The organism is Phaeobacter sp. CECT 5382 (assembly GCF_001457775.1).
In the GTDB taxonomy this organism is placed as follows: Bacteria; Pseudomonadota; Alphaproteobacteria; order Rhodobacterales; family Rhodobacteraceae; genus Pseudophaeobacter.
Window position 1 is genome coordinate 1 of sequence record NZ_CYSG01000029.1, and the last position, 23848, is coordinate 23848.

Sequence of the window (23848 nt, forward strand, 5' to 3'; positions counted from 1 at the left end):
AATAAATGGGGAGTAGTTCAGTGATTGGGAATATTGACGAAGCGAAGATTGCCCTCGCGGAAATTGTCATTTACTGGCTATGATTCCTTAGCCTAGGCATAGCGTCTCAAAGCTGGGCCTGGGACGCAAATTTTCCCAGGCCCCAATATTTACGGTCAAACGCTTCGCTATCCAGATTCGAGCGGCGCAAGGTTAGGCTCCGGCGCCGCCCAAATTCTATGCCTGCTGGCCCATTCCTATAACGCCCCCTCTGAGAAGGGGCAAATGGGCCGGGTTCGGGAGCTTGCTGTTGCAGGTGGGGCCTTCAGATACGTTCAGGTGAACCGGTGCGCGTCCTCGCAGGTGATGCTCAAAGGACATGTCGAAGGCCTGCTCCAGATCACGGGTGAAGCCCTTGGTGTCAAACAGCGGGGCCGTTTGGCGGTTGCGATGCAGTTTGCCACGTAGTTTGGCGAGCGCATCCAGATCCTGTGCCAGATTTAGGGCCCGCGCTTCATAGTCGGCTTCGGAAGTTGCGATCAGTTCGGGCATCCCGACGGCCTGCAGAAGGCTGGCCCCGACGCGGGCTGCGAACTGGCGCCCTGGCAGGGTCAGGACCGGCAGCCCAGCCCAGAGCGCATCACTGGCCGTTGTATGGGCATTGACTACGAAGGTATCCAGGAACAGATCGGCAACCTGATGGCGCGCCAGATGTTCGGGCTGTGCGGCACGCGGCGCAAAGATCAGACGCTCTGCGTCGATCCCGCGGGCTTGTGCTTCCCGGCGCAGGTTGGCTTTGGATGTCTCACTTGTGTCCAACAGCCAAAGAACGCTTCCGTCCACCTGAGCAAGCAGGCGCATCCAGATGTCGAATTCGCGGGGCGTGATCTTATAGCTGTTGTTGAAAGAGCAAAAGACAAAACCATCCTGCGGCAAGCCGCAGTCTTTGCGGGTGAATTGCTGGCTCGACAGTTTGCGTGTGTTGTCGTTGACCTGATAGCTGTGGGGCATTCGGATCAGGTGCTCTTCGTAGTAGCGCTCGCTGCCTGCCGGGCAGGTTACGTGATCGCCGATGAGATAGTCAAAGGCACTGCTGCCGAGAGTGCCCGGAAATCCCAGGTAGGAGATCTGGACAGGTGCCAGCCGGTCACTGAAAAGCCTGGATCTGCTGTCGCCAGTAAAGCCTTTTAGATCCACGGCGATGTCCAGCTCGTCGGATTTCACGAGGTCAAGAACCGCCTGATCAGATGCGGCCGAGAGATCCTTGAATTGGGATACGGATTTCATCACCCGGCTGCGTGTCGCATCAGCAGGGGCTCCGTCATAGGAGTATGCTGTGATGTGAAACCGGGTCTGGTCATGGGCTTCGAACAGGCCGGCCATAAGGCGCATGGTGGCGTGATCGTGAAAATCCGAAGAGAAATAGCCAATGCGCAACCGGTCTGGGCGCAGCTCATCCGGGCAAGGTGTCTGGCGTGTCGCGGCTTTGGGCGCTGGCATGATCTCGTTGGCGTAGGCTTGCGTACGCAGGCGTAACAGGTCTGGATTGTCCTCAAAGGTGAGGGCGGTGAAGGGAGCGCAGGCTGTCCCGGTGAGGCCAAGATGGCGGCGGTGGGCCTGGTATTCATCGATCCACCGCCAGTCGTTCAGTTGCGCCTGGGCATGCAGCTTGTCGGACCGGGTGCGATCATCGCCCGGATTTTTTACAAGGACAGCTTCAAACCGCTCGATGGCTTGTTCCTTGTCCCCATCCAACGACTGCATCTGTGCTAGATTGTACTGTGCTTCGACAAGTTGTGGGGCCAGTTCCGTGGCCTTTTCGAGTAGCGCCTTTGCCCGCGTCATGTCGCCGGATTTTCGCAAGGCATTGCCGTAGTTGTAAAGGAGAGTCGGGTTGTTGGGCGCCAGCGTCACAGCTTTCTCGAGCAGTGGTAATGCCTCGGGCATGCGGTTGAGGTCGGACAGAACGCGCGCCAGATTGTTCAGGCTCGGCAGCAGGTCCGGATCCAGTGACAGGGATTTTTCATAGAGAGCGATGGCGTTGTTCATGTCCCCCTGCGCACGATAGACATCTGCCAGGGCGGCAAAGCTGGAAGGCGCCTTGGGGTTCAGCTCGCAGGCCTTGTTCAGGCAGGTCGCGGCCTCGTCCAGATGCCCGTTCTTCAGGTGACAATTGCCAAGAATTTCCCACAGAAAATGCGAGCGTCGATGGCTGTTCAAAAGCGAAGCACAGTTTGCAGCTACCTGACCGTATTGCCCCGACTCATAGTCCCGAACCAGGCCCTTTTGGACCTCAATCCCAGGGTTTTCGGCCTGCGAGATCTGTTTTCGCAAGTCATTCAACGCCTTTCGGGCCTTGGTGTTCTTTGGGAATTTAGCCAGGATGTCGCCATAAATCGCGGCAGCATCACTGAATTTCTGATCCCGCGCTAGGCGATTGGCTCTGGTCATGGATAAAGCGATTGTCATGGCATCCTATCTCAAAAGTCACGCACAGGCGGCAGGCCAACATTCTGTGGCCACAAACCGCGTTCCTTAGGGATAGCCGGAGGGAATTAAGATAGAGTTGCCTCAAATTGACGGCGACCGCAAAATCTCGGTTTACCCAGAGTTCTTATGGCGAGATCTTGGGGGCTCCGACGATTGTCTTGGCGATTGTCCTAGGGAAATCTGCGATCTTAAAAACTCACAATCTGCATGCAGGAGGTCGAATTGGGGGCAGTCCAATCACAGTTTGGCTGGTCACAGGCTGGCCGATCACAGGCTGGGGCTTGAATTCATAGCCAACTGGCGTTAAATGCCGCAGACCCTGTTAGCAGAAAGATACAAGGCACATGGCCACCATCAATCCCGTACAGTTCATCCAGCAAGTCCGTGCCGAGGTGAGCAAGGTCGTCTGGCCTACACGCCGCGAAGTCCTGCTGACAACCGTCATGGTTTTCATCATGGCCGCATTGACTGCTGTGTTCTTTGCAATGGTTGATCTGTTGATCCGCTTTGGTCTGCAGGGCCTTTTGGGCATGTTCGGCTGAGTTTCGGCTCACGCATGCCTCTCGCGGACGCTTGTTCTGTCTGCACAACCCTGCACAAAACCGGTCCCGGCTCTTGATCTTGGACCGATTGGCGGGTAGTTGACCCAAAATCTCTGACGTGGGCGTGCGGCGATTCGAGTTGCGCGCCGATTTCTGTTCAGGCGCGTTTGGCGCTAGGCAGGCTTAAGCGGCAGAACCTCAAATTCACTGACGGCGACGTAAGTTTTTACGCCCGGCAAAACTAAGGACGGTCAAGTTCATGGCGAAACGGTGGTATTCGGTCAGCGTTCTTTCGAACTTCGAAAAGAAAATCGCAGAGCAGATTCGCACATCGGTTGCCGAACAAGGGCTTGAGGATGAAATCGACGAAGTTCTGGTCCCCACGGAAGAGGTGATCGAAATTCGTCGCGGCAAGAAAGTCGCGACCGAGCGTCGTTTCATGCCGGGCTATGTTCTGGTGCACATGGAAATGTCCGACCGTGGGTATCACCTGATTTCCTCGATCAACCGGGTGACCGGATTCCTTGGTCCACAGGGGCGCCCCATGCCAATGCGCGACGCCGAAGTTCAGGGCATCCTGGGCCGTGTCGAAGAAGGTATCGAGGCACCACGTACACTGATCTCCTTTGAGATCGGCGAGAAGGTCAAGGTCAACGATGGTCCCTTTGAGGACTTTGACGGCATGGTTGAGGGTGTCGATGACGAGACCCAGAAGCTAAAAGTCAGCGTGTCGATCTTTGGTCGCGAAACCCCGGTCGAGCTGGACTTTACCCAGGTTACCAAACAGAGCTGAATTTCAGCCCAACTGTAAGAATTACAAGCGCCGCGATGCTAAAAGCTCGCGGCGTTTTTGTATTCTTGGGGCCGTCAGCTAAGCGGATTGTCCAGACCTTTACTGAAACGAATTGAAGGTCTGCTTCGCAAAGAACCGATGCAATTTAGTGCTTGCCGCAATGTTGTCTTCGACTAATCCTTGGCAGGATCAAAAGGGAGCGGAACAGATGGAAAGCACGATAGCCACTTCAGCCAACGGAAACAGTTGGGAGATTGTCCCAGCCAACACCTTGGCAGGAATTATCCTTGGGGTGTTGTTCATCTACCTGCTTTTCCGCCACTTCATGTTCGTGCTCATGTTCATGGATTTGATTTTGGGTTGGTTGCGTAAGTTTAACTGGTTCCCCAAAGAAGGGAAACGCCGGAAGACATTCATCCATTGGATAATCGCGTTGGCGCTGTTTCTTGGTTTTTTGTTTGTGGCTGGTTCTGCTGGTTGGCTGGAATTCACTCCTCAATAGCCGCCATTCATGCGTAGCGCAGCATTGAACACTTTGGGCTCACAGCTGACATTGGCCTTCACCATGCCTTCCTGCTTGCCACCCGCACCATTCCCCTGTACATGCCGCCTCTATCGTCTTCGGGCGAGATTCTCTCGTGGGAGATTCGAGGATCGCGATCCTTGGTCGGACCACGCAACATCCACTGGGTGAAACGCGTTTCACCCGAGTTGAAAGGACAACCAAATGGCTAAGAAGCTTGTTGGTTCGATGAAGCTGCAGGTTCCTGCAGGTCAAGCAAACCCATCCCCGCCAGTTGGCCCCGCTCTGGGTCAGCGCGGCATCAACATCATGGAATTCTGCAAGGCGTTCAACGCCAAGACCGCAGACATGGAGCCCGGTGCGCCGTGCCCGACCGTGATCACCTACTATCAGGACAAGTCCTTCACCATGGACATCAAGACGCCTCCTGCGTCTTATTACCTGAAGAAGGCCGCCAAAGTTAAGTCCGGCGCCAAGACACCTTCGCGTGAAACCGTTGGTACCGTGACTGCTGCTCAGGTGAAAGAAATCGCCGAAGCAAAGATGAAAGATCTGAACGCCAACGATATCGAAGCGGCGATGAAGATTATCCTGGGCTCTGCCCGCTCCATGGGCATCGAGGTGAAGTAAGATGGCAAAGCTCGGTAAACGTACCCGCGCCGCGCGCGAAGCCTTCGCTGGCAAGAACAATGTGACCGTTGCAGAAGCTGTTGCACTGGTTAAAGCAAACGCACAGGCGAAATTCGATGAAACCATCGAAATCGCTCTGAACCTGGGCGTTGACACCCGTCACGCTGACCAGATGGTTCGTGGTGTGATCGGCCTGCCAAACGGCACCGGCAAAGCCATGCGCGTTGCTGTATTTGCCCGTGGCGCCAAGGCTGACGAAGCCAAGGAAGCCGGCGCAGACGTGATCGGCGCAGAAGACCTGATGGAAGCCATCCAGGGCGGCAACATCGATTTTGATCGTTGCATTGCTACCCCTGACATGATGCCTATCGTTGGTCGTCTGGGTAAGATCCTCGGCCCACGTAACCTGATGCCTAACCCCAAGGTTGGCACCGTGACCATGGACGTCAAAGCGGCTGTTGAAGCGGCCAAAGGCGGCGAAGTCCAGTTCAAAGCGGAAAAAGGTGGTGTTGTCCACGCAGGCGTCGGCAAAGCCTCCTTTGACGAAGCCAAACTGGCTGAAAACGTCAGCGCCTTCATCAGCGCGGTTGCCAAAGCGCGTCCGGCTGGTGCCAAGGGTGCCTACATGAAGAAAATCGTCCTGTCCTCGACCATGGGTCCTGGCGTGACCATCGATGTTGACGGTGCTGTTTCCGAATAAGGAAGCGACGGTCAAGATTGATTGATTTGGGGGCGGTGCCAGTGGCGCCGCCCTTTTTTATTTGCATGTACCTCTGTGAGTTGAGCCTAGGAGTGCAAAGCTGTGCCAAGCCCTGTGTCTGGCCCACTGTCTGGCGCACTGTACGGCCCACTGTCCGGCCCTGTGTCTGGTCCTGTGGAGGGTATTGCTCCGGCCGGATCTTGTTTCAGATGTTTCAATTGGCAGCTCTTCCAGCCAGCCGGCTTATGCGCGCGCTGAGGGCAAACAAGCAGGAGTGTTTGACACGGGCCGGTTTGTTAAAACTGCATCACTTCGACGAAAATTTCCGCCGAGATACGCAAAAAGCAGTTTCAATTTTGTCAAAATGGTTAACGTAACCTTAAAAAATACAAAAAAGTCGAATTTGAGGTGTAGGCATGCAGGAAATGCAGGAAAGCGAGCGCATTTTAGCGCTCCATCGAGACGTGCGCGCGCAGTTTTGTCAGCCAAAAGACGGTTTCCGGTTTTGGCGCTACTTAAAGGCCTTGGATCGCTACGAGGGTGACATCTCCGTTTTGGCCTTGGAGGCTAAAGTGATGTTGCTGCTGCAGCGGCGCAAACGTGCCTTTGAGGTGCGCAAATGTATGGCGCGGCTTTTCGAGCTGCGCAGTGCGTGCCAGCAAATGGAGGCCTTTCAGGCCTTTGATGTCTTCCTGAAATTACATGTTCCTCCTGAGGCTTTGGCGAGTCATGGCAACCAGCTGTTTGCCGATCAGTCTGATGACAGTATCTGGAGCTACCTCAGGCCTCTTATCCAAAAGCTGCGCCCGCTGGCTGGCGAGGTGTTTTTGAACTCCGGCGCGCTTCTTGGTGTTGTCCGGGAGGGCAAGCTGCTGGATCATGACGATGATGTGGATTTGGGTGTTATTCTGCGGGCCGACAGTTTTGAAACGGCGGCGCAGCGTTGGCGGGAGCTCCGGCTGACCCTGTTCCACCAAGGGCTTGCACGAGTAGAAGAGCAAAATGACGGCCGCATGCGGGCGATCATCTTGACCTCTCCCGAAGGTTTCACGATAGATTTGTTTCCGGCCTGGATAGAAGATGGCAAGGTCTTTGTCTTCCCCCATACCCATGGCGAACTCGACGCATCCGATGTGCTGCCGTTGCAAACCTGCGCGGTGTCTGACCTGCCGATCCCAGCCAAACCGGAAAAAATGCTGGCCGTGAACTATGGCGCTGACTGGCGTGAGCCCAACCCATACTTCGTCTTTCCCTGGCGGGAGGCAAATCACCGGTTCGCGCCGTTTTTGCAGTTGGTCGGCGATGGAGTATTTAAGCGCGTGCTGACCTATGGGACATTTGACTTGTTTCACGTCGGGCACCAGCGGTTGTTCAAGCGGCTGTCGCGCCTCGCTGACGAGGTTATCGTTGGGTGTTCGACCTGCGAATTCAACGCCATCAAGGGCAAGCGGGCAGTGTTGCCCTACGCACAGCGCGCAGAGATGCTGGAGGCCTGCAAGTATGTCACCAAGGTTATCCCCGAAAATGGTTGGGGGCAAAAGCGGGCCGACATAGTCAAGTACAGTGCCGATCTCTTTGTGATGGGGGATGACTGGTTGGGTGAATTTGATGATCTGTCTGATCTGTGCCAGGTTTTGTACCTGCCCCGAACGGCGGATATCTCGATAACCAAGCTGAAGTTTGAAATCAGTAGCCTCGCAGCGGAGTGATTGGCTCGCGTGATTGGCCGTATTGATGGGCGGGGTTGGCGGGCTCAACCGGTGGACTACCCAGCTTGCGGGCGCAAAGGCTGGGTATTTCGCTTTGATGTTGCGAGGGTGTTGCGCTCGTGTCCTATGGGCCAGCGCAGAAGATACCGTTTTACCACTTGGAAATCCTTCGAATTGCCAGTAATACGACCTAGAGGTAAAGCGTGCGATTCGTCGTGCGCTTTATTTCATTTCGTCCAAGATGGTGGGTGACCTGTCGATCGGGTCTTAATTTCCCTCCTGAGACGGGAAAGACAAAAAAGATCGAGGGTTTTTTTACCTTCGGGCGACGTTGGCTATCCCTGTAAAACGGACTTGAACGTCAGGCAATTTTGTCTGGCACATCAATGAGCCGGGGTGTTTACACCCCAAATTTGGAGAGAACTGTGGATAGAGCCCAGAAAGAGAAATTGGTCGAGGAACTCGGCCAGATCTTCGAAAGCTCTGGCGTCGTGGTGGTTGCACACTACGTCGGTCTGACAGTTGCTGAGATGCAGGACCTACGAGCGCGCGCAAGCGAAGCTGGTAGTGCCGTGCGTGTTGCCAAAAACAGGCTCGCCAAAATCGCCCTCGAGGGAAAGTCGTGTGAAAGCATTTCTGACCTGCTGACGGGGATGACCGTTCTGACCTACTCTGAGGACCCTGTGGCAGCTGCCAAAGTGGCCGAAGAATTCGCCAAAGAGAACAAGAAATTCGAAATTCTTGGCGGCGCAATGGGTGAGAACGCTCTGGACCGGGCTGGTGTTACAGCTGTGTCGAAAATGCCTTCGCGCGAAGAGCTTATTGCTCAGATCGCAAGCTGCATCGGCGCACCTGCAAGCAACATCGCTGGGGCCATTGGCGCACCTGCAAGCAATATCGCAAGCATCCTTTCGACCATCGAAGAGAAGGCGGAAGCTGCGTAAGCGGTTGGCACTGAATGACTGGCGTGGGGCACAAGCCCATGCGTTAGAACACACATACTGAACACGGAAAGAGCTGATACAATGGCTGATCTGAAAGCACTCGCAGAAAGCATCGTGGGTCTGACCCTGCTGGAAGCACAAGAACTGAAAACCATCCTCAAAGACGAGTATGGCATCGAGCCCGCCGCTGGCGGTGCAGTCGTAATGGCAGCTGGCGACGCCGGCGGCGAAGCGGCTGAAGAGAAAACTGAATTCGACGTCGTTCTGAAGAACGCCGGCGCATCCAAAATCAACGTGATCAAAGAAGTCCGCGCGATCACCGGTCTTGGCCTGAAAGAAGCCAAAGAGCTGGTCGAAGCTGGCGGCAAGATCAAAGAAGGCGTGTCGAAAGACGAAGCCGAAGACGTCAAAGGCAAGCTGGAAGCAGCTGGCGCCGAAGTCGAAGTGGCCTAAGCCATCTTCGCTGGGGAGGGTCGGCTACGCCGACTGTTCCCTGCAAAGTTCAGGCTGGATCCGGAGAAATCCGGGTCCAGCCGAATCTGTCTCAGCAAGGACCATTGTTAACGGGTCTTTTCTCAGGCGAGGTTCAAAGGATCGGGAGGCCGCCATTCGGGACGGTGGCCATGAATAGATCCAACCACGCTGTCTCGTATGGGCAAGATGCCGGGGCCCGGCGGCATTCTTGACCAGTGAGAATTCGAAAGGTGACATCTGACATGGCTCAAACGTTCCTTGGCCAGAAACGTCTACGCAAGTATTATGGCAAAATCCGCGAAGTGCTGGATATGCCGAACCTCATCGAGGTTCAAAAATCGTCTTATGATCTGTTTCTCCGTTCCGGAGATTCCCCAGAGCCGCTCGATGGCGAAGGTATCAAGGGCGTTTTCCAATCGGTCTTCCCGATCAAGGATTTCAACGAGACTTCCGTTCTGGAATTCGTGAAATATTCCTTTGAGAAGCCTAAATACGACGTCGAAGAGTGCATGCAGCGTGACATGACCTATTCTGCGCCGCTGAAGGTTACCCTGCGTCTGATCGTGTTTGATATCGACGAAGATACCGGCGCCAAATCGGTCAAGGACATCAAAGAACAGGACGTCTTCATGGGCGACATGCCTCTGATGACCCCGAATGGCACATTTGTCGTCAATGGCACCGAGCGTGTTATCGTATCACAAATGCACCGTTCGCCCGGCGTGTTCTTTGATCACGACAAAGGCAAGACGCACTCTTCCGGTAAACTGCTGTTTGCCTGCCGCATCATTCCGTATCGCGGCTCCTGGCTGGACTTTGAGTTTGACGCCAAAGACATCGTCTTTGCCCGTATTGACCGCCGCCGTAAACTGCCTGTGACCACCCTGCTTTATGCACTGGGGCTGGACCAGGAAGCCATTATGGATGCCTACTACAACACGGTGAATTTCTCGCTCGACAAGAGCCGTGGCTGGGTGACCCCCTTCTTCCCTGATCGTGTGCGTGGCACCCGTCCGACCTTTGATCTGGTCGATGCGGCATCTGGTGAGATCTTTGCCGAAGCTGGCAAGAAAGTGACACCACGGGCCGTGAAGAAGATGATCGACGAGGGCGCGATCAGCAATCTTCTGGTTCCCTTCGATCACATCATTGGCAAATTTGTCGCCAAGGACATCATCAACGAAGAGAACGGTGCGATCTACGTTGAGGCCGGCGATGAGCTGACCATGGAATACGACAAGGATGGCGACATCATTGGCGGTACAGTCAAAGAACTGATGGATGCGGGTATCACCGACATTCCGGTTCTGGACATCGACAACGTCAATGTTGGCCCCTACATGCGTAACACCATGGCGGCGGATAAAAACATGGGTCGCGACACAGCGCTCATGGATATCTACCGCGTCATGCGTCCGGGCGAACCGCCCACCGTCGAAGCGGCCTCGTCGCTGTTTGACACGCTGTTCTTTGATAGCGAGCGCTACGACCTGTCGGCCGTTGGTCGCGTCAAAATGAACATGCGTCTGGCGCTGGACGCCGAAGACACCCAGCGGACCCTACGCAAGGAAGACATCGTTTCCTGCATCAAGGCCCTGGTTGATCTGCGTGACGGCCGTGGTGGCATCGATGACATCGACCACCTTGGCAACCGTCGTGTGCGTTCCGTTGGCGAGCTGATGGAAAACCAGTACCGCGTTGGTCTGCTGCGCATGGAGCGCGCGATCAAAGAGCGTATGTCTTCTGTCGAGATCGACACTGTGATGCCACAGGATCTGATCAACGCAAAACCAGCCGCAGCGGCTGTTCGTGAATTCTTTGGCTCGTCGCAGCTGTCGCAGTTCATGGACCAAACCAACCCGCTGTCGGAAGTCACCCACAAACGCCGTCTCTCGGCGCTTGGGCCTGGCGGTCTGACTCGTGAGCGTGCCGGTTTTGAAGTTCGAGATGTTCACCCGACCCACTATGGCCGGATGTGTCCGATTGAGACGCCGGAAGGCCCGAACATTGGTCTGATCAACTCGCTGGCGACCTTTGCCCGCGTCAACAAATACGGTTTCATCGAGACGCCTTACCGCGTTGTGAACGAAGGTCAGGTGACTGACGAAGTTCACTACATGTCGGCGACCGAAGAAATGCGCCACACTGTGGCTCAGGCCAACGCCTCGCTCGACGAAAACGGCAAGTTCACCAATGATCTGGTGTCGACCCGTCAGTCCGGTGACTACACGCTGGCGCCCAGCGAAAGCGTTGATCTGATCGACGTTAGCCCAAAGCAGCTGGTCTCGGTTGCGGCTTCGCTTATTCCGTTCCTGGAAAACGACGATGCGAACAGGGCCTTGATGGGCTCGAACATGCAACGTCAGGCGGTTCCACTTCTGCGTGCCGAGGCGCCCCTAGTTGGCACCGGTATCGAAGAAGTTGTGGCCCGCGATTCTGGTGCGGCGATCATGGCGAAACGCGGCGGGATCATCGACCAGGTTGATGCCCAGCGTATCGTTATCCGTGCAACTTCGGATCTGGAACTGGGCGACGCAGGCGTAGACATCTACCGCATGCGCAAGTTCCAGCGCTCGAACCAGAACACCTGCATCAACCAGCGTCCGCTGGTGCGTGTTGGTCAGGAAGTCCGCAAGGGCGAAGTGATTGCCGATGGCCCAAGCACCGATATCGGTGAACTGGCTCTGGGTAAAAACGTCGTCGTGGCCTTCATGCCCTGGAACGGCTACAACTACGAAGACTCCATTCTGATCTCCGAGCGTATCGCCCGTGACGACGTCTTTACTTCGATCCACATCGAAGAATTCGAAGTCGCCGCCCGTGATACCAAGCTGGGTCCAGAAGAAATCACTCGTGACATCCCCAACGTTGGTGAAGAAGCGCTGCGCAACCTCGATGAGGCTGGCATCGTCTACATCGGTGCGGATGTTGAACCGGGCGATATTCTGGTCGGCAAGATCACACCAAAGGGCGAAAGCCCAATGACGCCAGAAGAAAAACTGCTGCGCGCCATCTTTGGTGAGAAAGCCTCGGACGTGCGTGACACATCCCTGCGGGTGAAGCCCGGTGACTACGGCACAATCGTCGAAGTCCGCGTCTTTAACCGTCACGGTGTTGAAAAAGACGAACGCGCGCTGCAGATCGAGCGTGAAGAAGTCGAACGTCTGGCCCGTGACCGCGACGATGAACTCGCGATCCTGGACCGCAACATCTACGCCCGTCTGCGTGGCATGCTGCTTGGCAAAACCGCTGTCAAAGGCCCCAAGGGCGTACGCTCTGGTGCTGAGATCACCGAAGACACACTGTCGATGCTCAGCCGTGGTCAGTGGTGGATGCTTGCCCTCGAAGAGGAGCAGGACGCACAGGTTGTCGAAGCCCTGAACGAGCAGTACGAAGCGCAGAAACGCGCCTTGGATGCCCGTTTTGAAGACAAGGTCGAAAAAGTCCGTCGTGGTGACGATCTGCCGCCCGGCGTGATGAAGATGGTCAAAGTCTTTATCGCCGTGAAGCGTAAGCTTCAGCCTGGTGATAAAATGGCTGGTCGTCACGGCAACAAAGGTGTGATTTCGAAAGTGGTTCCGATGGAGGACATGCCGTTCCTTCAGGATGGGACCCCGGTCGATTTCTGTCTGAACCCGCTCGGCGTTCCCTCGCGGATGAACGTTGGTCAGATCCTCGAAACCCACATGGGCTGGGCCGCACGCGGTCTGGGTATCCAGGTGGATGACGCGCTGCAGGACTATCGTCGTTCCGGCGACCTGACGCCTGTACGGGATGCGATGAAGCATGCCTATGGCGAGAACGTCTACGAGGAAGGCATCGCAGACATGTCCGAGTTCGACCTCGTCGAGGCGGCTGGCAATGTGACCCGCGGTGTGCCGATTGCGACACCTGTTTTTGATGGTGCCAAAGAGCTGGATGTAAATGACGCTCTGGTACGTGCTGGCTTTGACTCTTCGGGTCAGTCGGTTCTGTTTGATGGCCGCACCGGCGAGCAGTTTGCCCGCCCCGTGACCGTCGGCATCAAGTACCTGCTGAAACTGCATCACCTGGTTGACGACAAAATCCACGCCCGTTCCACCGGCCCATACTCGCTGGTTACCCAGCAGCCGCTGGGTGGTAAGGCGCAGTTTGGTGGTCAGCGTTTCGGGGAAATGGAAGTCTGGGCTCTCGAAGCTTACGGCGCTGCCTATACCCTGCAGGAAATGCTCACCGTCAAATCGGATGACGTTGCCGGTCGGACCAAGGTCTATGAATCGATCGTCAAAGGCGAGGACAACTTTGAAGCGGGCGTACCCGAAAGCTTCAACGTTCTGGTCAAAGAAGTCCGTGGCCTCGGCCTGAACATGGAACTCCTGGATGCGGAGGAAGAGGAGTAAGGGCGCCCGTCCATACTTCCCTCCCCCCTTCCGCACAAATTTGAGGAAACACAAATGAACCAGGAAATCACCAACAACCCGTTCAACCCGCTGACGCCCACAAAGGTCTTTGATGAAATCAAAGTCTCCTTGGCGTCACCGGAACGGATCCTGTCTTGGTCCTATGGCGAAATCAAAAAGCCAGAAACCATCAACTACCGGACCTTCAAGCCAGAGCGCGACGGTCTGTTCTGTGCCCGTATCTTTGGCCCGATCAAAGACTACGAATGCCTGTGTGGTAAATATAAGCGCATGAAGTATCGCGGCGTTGTCTGCGAGAAATGTGGTGTTGAAGTTACCCTGCAAAAGGTCCGCCGCGAGCGCATGGGCCATATCGAGCTGGCCGCGCCCGTTGCGCATATCTGGTTCCTGAAATCGCTGCCATCGCGCATCGGTCTTATGCTGGACATGACCCTGCGCGATCTGGAGCGGGTTCTGTACTTTGAAAACTACGTTGTTATCGAGCCCGGTCTGACTGACCTGACCTATGGCCAGATGATGACCGAAGAAGAGTACATGGACGCCCAGGATGCCTTTGGCATGGACGCTTTCACCGCCAATATCGGCGCCGAAGCGATCCGCGAAATGCTGGCGGCCATCGATCTGGACTCTGAAGCTGAGCACCTGCGCGCCGAGTTGGCTGAGGCCACCGGTGAGCTGAAGCCCAAGAAGATCATCAAGCGTCTGAAAGTTGTGGAATCCTTCCTGGAATCCGGCAACCGCCCAGAGTGGATGATCATGACCGTGATCCCGGTTATCCCGCCAGAACTGCGCCCACTGGTGCCGCTGGATGGGGGCCGTTTTGCGACCTCTGACCTCAACGATCTGTATCGTCGGGTAATCAACCGGAACAACCGTCTGAAGCGTCTGATTGAACTGCGCGCGCCTGACATTATCGTCCGCAACGAAAAGCGGATGCTGCAGGAATCTGTGGATGCGTTGTTCGACAACGGCCGTCGTGGTCGTGTCATCACCGGTGCCAACAAGCGTCCGCTGAAATCGCTCAGCGACATGCTGAAGGGTAAGCAGGGTCGCTTCCGTCAGAACCTTTTGGGTAAGCGCGTCGACTTCTCCGGTCGTTCGGTCATTGTGACCGGTCCGGAACTCAAGCTGCATCAATGTGGCTTGCCCAAAAAGATGGCCTTGGAACTCTTCAAGCCCTTCATCTATTCGCGTCTGGAGGCCAAAGGTCTGTCCTCCACCGTGAAGCAGGCGAAGAAGCTGGTGGAAAAAGAGCGTCCCGAAGTTTGGGATATCCTCGACGAAGTCATCCGCGAACACCCTGTCATGCTGAACCGTGCGCCGACACTGCACCGTCTTGGTATTCAGGCGTTTGAACCCACGCTGATCGAAGGTAAAGCCATCCAGCTGCACCCGCTGGTCTGTTCGGCCTTCAACGCTGACTTTGACGGTGACCAGATGGCCGTGCACGTCCCACTGAGCCTTGAGGCTCAGCTGGAAGCGCGCGTGTTGATGATGTCGACCAACAACGTTCTGTCGCCTGCAAACGGCGCGCCAATCATCGTTCCGTCGCAGGATATGATCTTGGGTCTCTACTATGTGACCCTGGAACGCGAAGGCATGATCGGCGAAGGCAAGGTCTTTGGCACCATCGAAGAAGTCCAGCACGCACTGGATGCCGGTGAGGTTCACCTGCACTCGAAAGTGACAGCGCGGATCACCCAGATCGACGAAGAAGGCAACGAGGTGCTTCAGCGCTTTGAAACCACGCCGGGCCGCGTCATGCTGGGGGCTTTGCTGCCCAAGAACGCCAAGGCACCCTTTGAACTGGTGAACCGTCTTCTGCGGAAGAAAGAGGTGCAGCAGGTCATCGATACCGTCTACCGCTACTGTGGTCAGAAAGAGTCGGTGATCTTCTGTGACCAGATCATGACCATGGGTTTCCGCGAAGCCTTCAAGGCCGGTATTTCCTTCGGTAAGGATGACATGGTCATTCCTGAAACCAAATGGCCCATCGTCGATGAGACACGCGGTCTGGTGAAGGACTTTGAACAGCAGTACATGGACGGCCTGATTACCCAGGGTGAAAAGTACAACAAAGTTGTCGATGCCTGGTCCAAGTGTAACGACCGCGTCACCGATGCCATGATGACCACCATCTCGACCACGCCACGCGCGGAAGACGGTTCCGAAAAAGAACCAAACTCGGTCTACATGATGGCCCACTCCGGTGCGCGTGGTTCGGTTACACAGATGAAACAGCTGGGCGGTATGCGTGGCCTGATGGCCAAGCCGAACGGCGACATCATCGAGACACCGATCATCTCGAACTTTAAAGAGGGCCTGTCGGTTCTGGAGTACTTCAACTCCACCCACGGCGCTCGTAAAGGTCTGTCGGATACGGCTCTGAAGACGGCGAACTCGGGTTATCTGACCCGTCGTCTGGTTGACGTTGCACAGGACTGCATCGTGCGCGATCGTGACTGCGGCACCGAAAATTCGATCACTGCTCAGGCAGCGGTCAATGACGGTGAAGTTGTTGCAAGCCTTGGCGAGCGCATTCTGGGTCGTGTCACAGCCGAAGACGTCAAACGTCCCGGCACCGAAGAGATCCTTGCGGCAACAGGTCAGCTGATCGACGAACGTCTGGCCGATACCATCGAAGCAGCAGGTGTGCAGTCCATGCGGATCCGTTCGCCTCTGACCTGTGAAGCCGAAGAGGGCGTCTGCGCCATGTGCTATGGTCGTGACCTTGCACGCGGTACCATGGTCAACACTGGCGAAGCTGTCGGCATCATCGCCGCACAGTCGATTGGTGAACCCGGTACACAGCTGACGATGCGGACCTTCCACATCGGTGGCGTTGCTCAGGGTGGCCAGCAGTCCTTCCAGGAAGCCAGCCACGAGGGTAAGATCGTTTTCGAAAACGAGAACACCCTTAAGAACTCCGACGGGGATGTGCTGGTTGTTGGCCGGAACATGAAGCTGATCATCGAAGACGAACATGGTGAAGAGCGTGCCAGCCACAAGCTGGGCTACGGCTCCAAACTGTTCGTTGCCGCTGGTCAGACCATCGGTCGCGGCGACAAACTGTTCGAATGGGACCCCTATACCCTGCCGATCATCGCCGAAAAGTCCGGTACGGCCAAATATGTCGACCTGGTCTCTGGTATCGCCGTGCGCGACGAAACCGATGATGCAACCGGCATGACCCAGAAGATCGTCATCGACTGGCGCGCCGCCCCCAAAGGCAGCGAGCTCAAGCCTGAGATCTTTGTTGTGGGCACCGATGGTGAACCGATGCGCCTGGATAACGGCAACCCGGTGACCTACCCAATGTCCGTGGATGCGGTTCTGTCTGTCGAAGATGGCGACCCAGTCCAGGCCGGTGACGTAGTTGCGCGTATCCCGCGTGAAGGCGCCAAGACCAAGGACATTACCGGTGGTCTGCCACGTGTGGCCGAACTGTTCGAAGCCCGTCGTCCCAAGGATCACGCCATCATCGCCGAGCTCGATGGGTATGTGCGCTTTGGCCGTGACTACAAGAACAAGCGTCGGATCTCCATTGATCCTGCGGATGAGTCACGCGATGCCGTCGAATACATGGTGCCCAAGGGCAAGCACATTCCTGTTCAGGAAGGTGACTTTGTCCAGAAGGGTGACTACATCATGGATGGTAACCCGGCGCCGCATGACATCCTTGGCATCATGGGTGTAGAGGCTCTGGCCAACTACATGATCGACGAGGTTCAGGACGTCTATCGCCTGCAGGGTGTGAAGATCAACGATAAGCACATCGAAGTCATCGTGCGTCAGATGCTGCAGAAGTGGGAGATCTCGGACTCGGGTGAAACCACGCTGCTCAAAGGCGAGCATGTGGATAAGGCAGAGTTCCTCGCGGCCAATGAAAAGGCACTGTCGCGCAGCAAACGTCCGGCTCAGGGCGCGCCGATCCTTCTCGGGATCACCAAGGCATCGCTGCAGACACGCTCGTTCATCTCTGCGGCTTCCTTCCAGGAAACCACGCGGGTTCTCACCGAAGCTTCGGTGCAGGGCAAGCGGGACAAACTGGTTGGCCTGAAAGAGAACGTCATCGTTGGCCGTCTGATCCCAGCCGGGACCGGTGGTGCGACCCAGCGTGTGCGTCAGATCGCACAGGGCCGTGACAACGTGGTGCTCGAAGCGCGTCGCGAAGAAGCCGAAGCCGCCGCAGCCCTGGCAGCACCGGTGGTCGAAGAAGACCTCGCGAGCGAAACCTTCGACAATCTGGTGGAAACGCCGGAAAGCCGCGACTAAAGTCGCTGATCTTTTGACTGAAATGACCCCTCGCGCCATCGGCGCGGGGGGTTTTCTTTTGCCAGAAGCTTTTGCAGCGAGGGCCTGTGGTGCAAAGACTTGGTCTTGACCCATGCCTGTTTGTGCCGAACTCTCCAATGGGGTATCTGATGCAGCATGATCAAAGGTGTCTCGGCGGCGGCACTGAAGGGCCGTGGCGGGTTGGAGTTTGAATGGCAGATAGTTTGAAAATGGTGGGTTTGGTCCGGTTTTCCGTTCTCACGCCGACTTATTATTCGGAACGTTTCGATACTCTGGAAGAAACGGCAGCGCACCTGTTTGATCCAGATCGGATGGAGCTGCGGTTCAGCATCTTTGAAAACCTATGCCTGCCGTCTCTTTTGCAGCAGACGGACCCTGATTTTGACGTGGTCATCCTGACGGCCGAGTCCATGCCCGAGATTTTTCGCAACCGACTGGAATCGCTTTTGGCCCCGCATTCCAACCTGCATTTTCTGCCGGTCGGGACCGAAAGGCATTATCGATTGCTGCGCCACGGCTACAATACAATCCCATGCGCGCCAGACAGCCATCGCATTCTGTTTCGGCTTGATGACGATGATGCTGTGGATATGGATTTTGTCCGACGCACCAAGGCCCTGGCCAAAGGGATCCTGCCGTTGCAGCCTCCCGGTGGGTCATTCGTGATTGCCCATAACCGCGGGTTCTATCTGCAGGCCACACCAGCGGGCCCCAAGGTATTTGATGCCATCGAGCAGACACCGCTTTCTGCGGGTACAGCCCTGGTGGCGCCAGCGAAGAGTTGGGCCAATCCCTATCGATACAATCACCGGAAACTGGCTAGTCATTTCAACATCTATTCAGATGTGACCGTGCCTGCCTATATTCGCACCATTCACGGTGACAATAAGTCCGACCCGGCGCAGACCGGTGTCACCCACAAGATGAACGAAGCCGCGCTGGACGCCGGATTGCAGCAGCATTTTGGTATGACACTTGAAGCCCTGAAAGCGATCTGACCCATGACACCCAATCAGATTGGTGCGCTGTTGATGATGGGCTCCATGGCGGCCTTCACGCTCAATGATACTTTGGTCAAGGCAGTGGGCGAGGCGCTGCCTCTCTCGCAGATCCTGGTTTTGCGCGGAGCCATGGCGAGCCTGCTGATTTTTGCGCTGGCGCGCTATCAGGGCAGTTTGCGGATGCGTCTCGCGGGGCGGGACTGGGGGCTGGTGCTGCTGCGCTGCTTGGCAGAGGCAGGGGCTACCTTCCTGTTTCTGACCGCTCTGATGCGGATGCCCCTGGCCAATATCACTGCCGTTTTGCAGATGTTGCCGCTGACCGTGACACTGGGGGCTGCCCTGTTGTTCCGCGAGGCGGTGGGCTGGCGGCGTATGCTGGCGATTCTGGCGGGATTTTGTGGCATGCTGCTGATCGTTCGCCCCGGACCCGAGGGGTTCGATGCGGCTTCGATCTTTGCGCTTGGGGCTGTGGCCTGTGTAACGGTTCGCGATCTTGCGACGCGCCGGATGTCTGCGGCGGTGCCCTCTATGCTGGTCACCTTTATGGCCTCGTTGTCGGTGCTGACCTTCGGTCTGGTCTACAGTCTGTTGCAGGATTGGCAGCCGGTCACTCCGGGGCAGGTGGGCATGCTGGCGGCGGCGGCGTGTTTCATCTTTGGTGGCTATCTGTTTTCGGTCATGACCATGCGCGTCGGCGAAGTCGCCGTGGTGTCGCCCTTTCGCTATACCGGATTGATCTGGGCGCTGTTTTTGGGCTGGCTGATTTTTGGGGACTGGCCGGATGGGGTGACGCTATTGGGCGGCTCTCTGGTCGTGGCGGCAGGGTTGTTCACGCTGTATCGAGAGCGGCAGAACCGACCCGGCAAGGTCTAGCCCAGAGGCCTGATCTCTCAGGTAACAGGCAGCTGGCCGGGTTCATCAGGCCGGGTCAATCAGGTGGGTTTCATCAGGCGGGGGCAAAGACCTTGCGGATCTGGTCGTCGCGCAGGGCAAACCGGGCTTCGAACTCTCCGATCTGTTCCGGGGTGAGAGGGGTGACAGGAATGGGCTTCACCTTCTTCTGACGTGAATCGTTGTAGCCATTGTGGCTGCGCACAAACATCGGAGCATCGCTGATCGTCACGGTGGGCATGAAGCGCGGGATTTTTTCATGGGCAAAATTCATGATGGTCTGCGCGTTGCCACCGCTGACATACATGCCCAGTGACGCGACATAGTAGGGTCGGTGGATTGTAGTGGCGGCAATCCCGGTCGCGCCGACCTCGGCGACAAAGCCCTGGTTGAAATCGACGGCGAGGGTTTTGTTGCGCGCCACCAGACCGGGGCAATCGGCGATGGTCTGGCGCAGCCTCTCGATGAAATCGACAGAAATGGCGTCATCGTCATCATGGCGAAACTGCAGGCAGGGGGCCTTTGGATCGCGCCGGGCAGCATTCAGCAGTTCTTTCATCACCTCGCGTTGTTTGCGCGGCGGCTCTGCGTGAATGCGGATCTGGGGAATATCTGCGCACAGGTCGCGCAGACGGGATTGGTGATGGGCGGGCAGGCTGGTGCCAATCACCATGATCAGCTCAAAATCCTGATCGGTCTGCTCCCGCAGGCAGGGCAGGGCGATGGTCTCCAGCAGGCGAAACCGTTCTTCGAGGCGGGCCTCGCCATAGAGAAAGGCGATGCGGTCTTCGATACTGTTATGTTCTACTTGGAAGCCGCCAAAGGCGGGGTAGGAGAACCGGCAAAGGCCAATCACTTGCATGCGCGCATATCCCGAAACCCGTGACACAGTTGTCGAGGGTGTTTAGCATCAGGCTGCAACTATGCATGGAGCCCGCGCGAGCGACAACCGGTCTTGGCTTTTCCGGGGCTGCCGCCGATCAAAATGCGGGCGGGGACAGTTCGGGATCATGCCCTGTTGCCCCGCGTTGGGATCCCTGCCTTTTGGCAAAACTGAGGCGGGCTTTGGCTCAGAGACGGGAGGCAATGGCGCGCTGCAGTTGACAACACCAGCGACTCCCCATATACGCGCGCCTATCCGGCAATCAGGGGGTCGCCCCACAAGCCGATATCAACACTGTTGTGTATCAAGGTTCAGGTACTTTTATCACCTGAGCCCTCTGTTAAACCACCGCGTCGCTTACCTCGGAATGGAAGCGATTGCGGTTTTTGCGCTTGCGGACGCGTAGGCGCACGAAGATTGAGCCGCATGCTATACCAAGCATGCATGACCAAAGTTGCGAAACGGGGAAAGAACCGGAATGCCAACGATCCAACAGCTGATCCGCAAGCCGCGGCAGCCAAAAGTAAAGCGCTCCAAGTCCATGCACCTGGAGCAGTGCCCACAAAAGCGCGGCGTGTGCACACGTGTATACACCACCACACCTAAGAAACCGAACTCCGCGATGCGGAAAGTTGCGAAGGTTCGCCTGACCAACGGTTTCGAAGTGATCTCCTATATCCCAGGTGAGAGCCACAACCTTCAGGAACACTCCGTGGTTCTGATCCGCGGCGGTCGTGTAAAAGACCTTCCGGGTGTCCGTTACCACATCCTGCGTGGTGTGTTGGATACCCAAGGCGTCAAAGACCGTAAACAACGTCGTTCGAAGTACGGCGCGAAGCGTCCTAAATAAGAAGGAGAGGCTGATATGTCACGTCGTCACGCCGCTGAAAAACGCGAAGTACTGCCAGACGCAAAGTTTGGCGACCGCGTTCTGACTAAATTCATGAACAACCTGATGATCGACGGCAAAAAGGCGGTCGCTGAGCGTATCGTTTATAACGCTTTCGATCGCGTTGAAGGTAAAATCAAGCGCGCCCCCGTGGAAGTTTTCCACGAAGCGCTGGAAAACATCAAACCATCGGTCGAAGTTCGCTCCCGCCGTGTGGGTGGTGCAACGTATCAGGTTCCCGTCGAAGTTCGCCCTGAGCGTCGCGAAGCATTGGCCATCCGCTGGCTGATCACCGCAGCACGCAAGCGCAATGAGAACACCATGGAAGAGCGCCTTGCAGGCGAGCTGATGGATGCTGTTCAATCGCGTGGTACTGCTGTTAAAAAGCGCGAAGACACCCACAAGATGGCCGAAGCTAACAAAGCCTTCAGCCACTATCGTTGGTAACTCCCAGAGGACATTAGACCAATGGCACGCGAGTATACTCTCAACCATTACCGTAACTTCGGTATCATGGCGCACATCGATGCAGGTAAAACCACCTGTTCCGAGCGGATCCTGTACTACACCGGCAAGTCCCACAACATTGGTGAGGTGCACGACGGTGCGGCCACCATGGACTGGATGGAGCAGGAGCAGGAACGCGGCATCACCATCACCTCGGCGGCGACCACCACATTCTGGGAACGCACCGAAGATGGCGAAACTGCTGACTCTCCAAAGCACCGTCTGAACATCATCGACACCCCCGGCCACGTTGACTTCACCATTGAAGTTGAGCGTTCGCTGGCGGTTCTTGATGGTGCAGTCTGTGTTCTGGACGCCAACGCTGGTGTTGAACCCCAGACCGAAACCGTGTGGCGTCAGGCTGACCGCTACAAGGTTCCTCGGATGGTGTTCGTCAACAAGATGGACAAGATCGGCGCAGACTTCTTTAACTGTGTTCACATGGTCGAAGACCGTACCGGTGCACGTGCTGTGCCCGTTGCGTTCCCGATTGGTGCGGAAACAGAGCTGGAAGGTCAGGTTGATCTGGTCACCATGGAAGAATGGCTGTGGCAGGGTGAAGACCTTGGTGCGTCCTGGATCAAAGCTCCCATCCGTGACAGCTTGAAAGAGCTGGCTGACGAATGGCGCGGCAAAATGGTTGAAGCGGCCGTCGAAATGGACGACGACGCCATGGAAGCCTACCTCGAAGGTGAAGAGCCCGACGTACCAACTCTGCGCAAACTGCTGCGCAAGGGTACACTCGAAATGGCCTTCGTTCCTGTTCTTGGTGGTTCTGCCTTCAAAAACAAAGGTGTTCAGCCGCTGCTCAACGCTGTGATCGACTATCTGCCCAGCCCGCTGGACGTTGTTGATTACATGGGCTTCAAACCCGGCGATGAAGACGAAGTTCGTGACATCGCGCGTCGTGCTGACGATGATATGGCCTTCTCTGGCCTGGCGTTCAAAATCATGAACGACCCCTTTGTTGGCTCGCTGACCTTTACCCGTATCTATTCGGGTACTTTGTCCAAAGGCGACACTCTGCTGAACTCGACCAAAGGTCGTAAAGAGCGTGTTGGCCGGATGATGATGATGCACTCGAATGACCGTGAAGAGATCACGGAAGCATTCGCGGGCGACATTATCGCGCTGGCAGGTCTGAAAGACACCACCACCGGTGACACGCTTTGCGCCACCAGTGAACCAGTGGTTCTTGAAACCATGACCTTCCCCGATCCGGTTATCGAGATCGCGGTTGAGCCCAAGACCAAAGCGGACCAAGAGAAAATGTCTCAGGGTCTGGGTCGTCTGGCTGCTGAAGATCCATCCTTCCGTGTGGAGACCGACATCGAGTCCGGTCAGACCATCATGAAGGGCATGGGCGAACTTCACCTGGACATCCTGGTTGACCGTCTCAAGCGTGAATTCAAGGTTGAAGCCAACATTGGTGCGCCTCAGGTTGCTTACCGTGAGACCATCGGTCACGAAGTTGAACACACCTACACCCACAAGAAACAGTCGGGTGGTTCGGGTCAGTTCGGCGAAGTGAAGATGATCATCTCCCCCACCGAAGCAGGCGAAGGTTATTCCTTCGAGAGCAAAATCGTTGGTGGTGCGATCCCGAAAGAATACATCCCAGGTGTCGAAAAAGGCATCAACTCGGTGATGGATTCTGGTCCTCTGGCCGGCTTCCCCGTGATCGACTTCAAAGTTGCCCTGATCGACGGTAAGTTCCACGACGTGGACTCTTCGGTTCTGGCTTTTGAAATCGCCGCACGGATGTGTATGCGTGAAGGCATGCGCAAAGCGGGCGCCAAGCTGCTTGAGCCAATCATGAAAGTGGAAGTGATTACGCCGGAAGAATACACCGGTGGCATCATTGGTGACTTGACCTCCCGTCGTGGTCAGGTTTCCGGCCAGGAGCCTCGCGGCAATGCGATTGCGATCGAAGCAAACGTGCCGCTGGCGAACATGTTCGGCTACATCAATACCCTGCGTTCGATGAGCTCGGGCCGCGCCCAGTTCACCATGCAGTTCTCGCACTACGATCCCGTGCCGCAGAACATCTCGGACGAAATTCAGGCGAAATTCGCGTAAGCGACAAGACATTGGAAGGTTCGCGAATTGCGCGGACCTTTCTCAATCACAAAGGAGGCCATCATGGCTAAGGAAAAGTTTGAACGTAATAAGCCGCACGTCAACATCGGCACCATCG

17 protein-coding genes are annotated in these 23848 nt (G+C 56.2%); 15 read left to right on the top strand and 2 right to left on the bottom strand.

Annotated elements, in window-relative coordinates; translation table 11 throughout:
• Positions 1 to 216: 216 nt before the first annotated feature.
• Positions 217 to 2430 carry an O-linked N-acetylglucosamine transferase family protein gene (locus PH5382_RS18460; RefSeq protein ID WP_231751933.1) on the bottom strand — a complete coding sequence of 738 codons (2214 nt, stop codon included), beginning with the start codon at positions 2428 to 2430 and terminating at the stop codon, positions 217 to 219.
• A gap of 383 nt (positions 2431 to 2813) precedes the next feature.
• Between PH5382_RS18460 and secE the strand changes: the two genes are divergently transcribed.
• From secE to PH5382_RS18520, 12 genes are all read left to right on the top strand, one after another.
• Positions 2814 to 3011: a preprotein translocase subunit SecE gene (secE, locus tag PH5382_RS18465; protein ID WP_058335864.1), complete on the top strand. Its 198-nt coding sequence runs from the start codon at positions 2814 to 2816 to the stop codon at positions 3009 to 3011.
• Positions 3012 to 3270: 259 nt separating this feature from the next.
• The gene (gene nusG, locus PH5382_RS18470) at positions 3271 to 3804 is read left to right on the top strand and encodes a transcription termination/antitermination protein NusG (protein ID WP_058335865.1); all 534 of its coding nucleotides are present in this window, start codon (positions 3271 to 3273) and stop codon (positions 3802 to 3804) included.
• 160 nt (positions 3805 to 3964) lie between these two features.
• Entirely contained in the window at positions 3965 to 4306 is a 342-nt protein-coding gene (locus PH5382_RS18475; protein WP_058335866.1) for a hypothetical protein, read from the top strand.
• A 225-nt stretch (positions 4307 to 4531) separates the two neighbouring features.
• Positions 4532 to 4957: a 50S ribosomal protein L11 gene (gene rplK, locus PH5382_RS18480; protein ID WP_009810689.1), complete on the top strand. Its 426-nt coding sequence runs from the start codon at positions 4532 to 4534 to the stop codon at positions 4955 to 4957.
• Position 4958: 1 nt separating this feature from the next.
• Entirely contained in the window at positions 4959 to 5657 is a 699-nt protein-coding gene (rplA, locus tag PH5382_RS18485; RefSeq protein WP_058335867.1) for a 50S ribosomal protein L1, read from the top strand.
• A 416-nt stretch (positions 5658 to 6073) separates the two neighbouring features.
• Positions 6074 to 7366: an FAD synthase family protein gene (locus PH5382_RS20360; RefSeq protein WP_368664677.1), complete on the top strand. Its 1293-nt coding sequence runs from the start codon at positions 6074 to 6076 to the stop codon at positions 7364 to 7366.
• A gap of 425 nt (positions 7367 to 7791) precedes the next feature.
• Positions 7792 to 8310 (top strand): 50S ribosomal protein L10, encoded by a 519-nt coding sequence (rplJ, locus tag PH5382_RS18495; protein ID WP_058335868.1) that lies wholly within the window; start codon positions 7792 to 7794, stop codon positions 8308 to 8310.
• Positions 8311 to 8391: 81 nt separating this feature from the next.
• Entirely contained in the window at positions 8392 to 8763 is a 372-nt protein-coding gene (rplL, locus tag PH5382_RS18500; RefSeq protein ID WP_058335869.1) for a 50S ribosomal protein L7/L12, read from the top strand.
• A gap of 263 nt (positions 8764 to 9026) precedes the next feature.
• Positions 9027 to 13163 (top strand): DNA-directed RNA polymerase subunit beta, encoded by a 4137-nt coding sequence (gene rpoB, locus PH5382_RS18505; protein ID WP_058335870.1) that lies wholly within the window; start codon positions 9027 to 9029, stop codon positions 13161 to 13163.
• A 54-nt stretch (positions 13164 to 13217) separates the two neighbouring features.
• Positions 13218 to 17459 (top strand): DNA-directed RNA polymerase subunit beta', encoded by a 4242-nt coding sequence (rpoC, locus tag PH5382_RS18510; protein WP_058335871.1) that lies wholly within the window; start codon positions 13218 to 13220, stop codon positions 17457 to 17459.
• 212 nt (positions 17460 to 17671) lie between these two features.
• A complete protein-coding gene (locus PH5382_RS18515; protein ID WP_058335872.1) occupies positions 17672 to 18478 on the top strand; it encodes a glycosyltransferase in 807 nt (268 codons plus the stop codon).
• Positions 18479 to 18481: 3 nt separating this feature from the next.
• Entirely contained in the window at positions 18482 to 19354 is an 873-nt protein-coding gene (locus PH5382_RS18520; protein WP_058335873.1) for a DMT family transporter, read from the top strand.
• 73 nt (positions 19355 to 19427) lie between these two features.
• Here PH5382_RS18520 and PH5382_RS18525 read toward each other — a convergent pair whose 3' ends face one another.
• Complete coding sequence (locus PH5382_RS18525) at positions 19428 to 20234, bottom strand: putative rhamnosyl transferase (RefSeq protein WP_058335874.1); 807 nt, start codon at positions 20232 to 20234, stop codon at positions 19428 to 19430.
• A 499-nt stretch (positions 20235 to 20733) separates the two neighbouring features.
• On the opposite strand from PH5382_RS18525, the gene rpsL reads away from it, so the two are divergent.
• The 3 genes from rpsL to fusA are packed head-to-tail and all read left to right on the top strand — an operon-like array spanning position 20734 to position 23730.
• Positions 20734 to 21105, top strand: coding sequence for a 30S ribosomal protein S12 (gene rpsL, locus PH5382_RS18530; RefSeq protein ID WP_005621086.1), 372 nt, complete (start codon positions 20734 to 20736; stop codon positions 21103 to 21105).
• A 15-nt stretch (positions 21106 to 21120) separates the two neighbouring features.
• Entirely contained in the window at positions 21121 to 21591 is a 471-nt protein-coding gene (gene rpsG, locus PH5382_RS18535) for a 30S ribosomal protein S7 (protein ID WP_058335875.1), read from the top strand.
• Between the two features lie 21 nt (positions 21592 to 21612).
• Positions 21613 to 23730 (top strand): elongation factor G, encoded by a 2118-nt coding sequence (gene fusA / locus PH5382_RS18540; protein WP_058335876.1) that lies wholly within the window; start codon positions 21613 to 21615, stop codon positions 23728 to 23730.
• Positions 23731 to 23848: the final 118 nt, after the last annotated feature.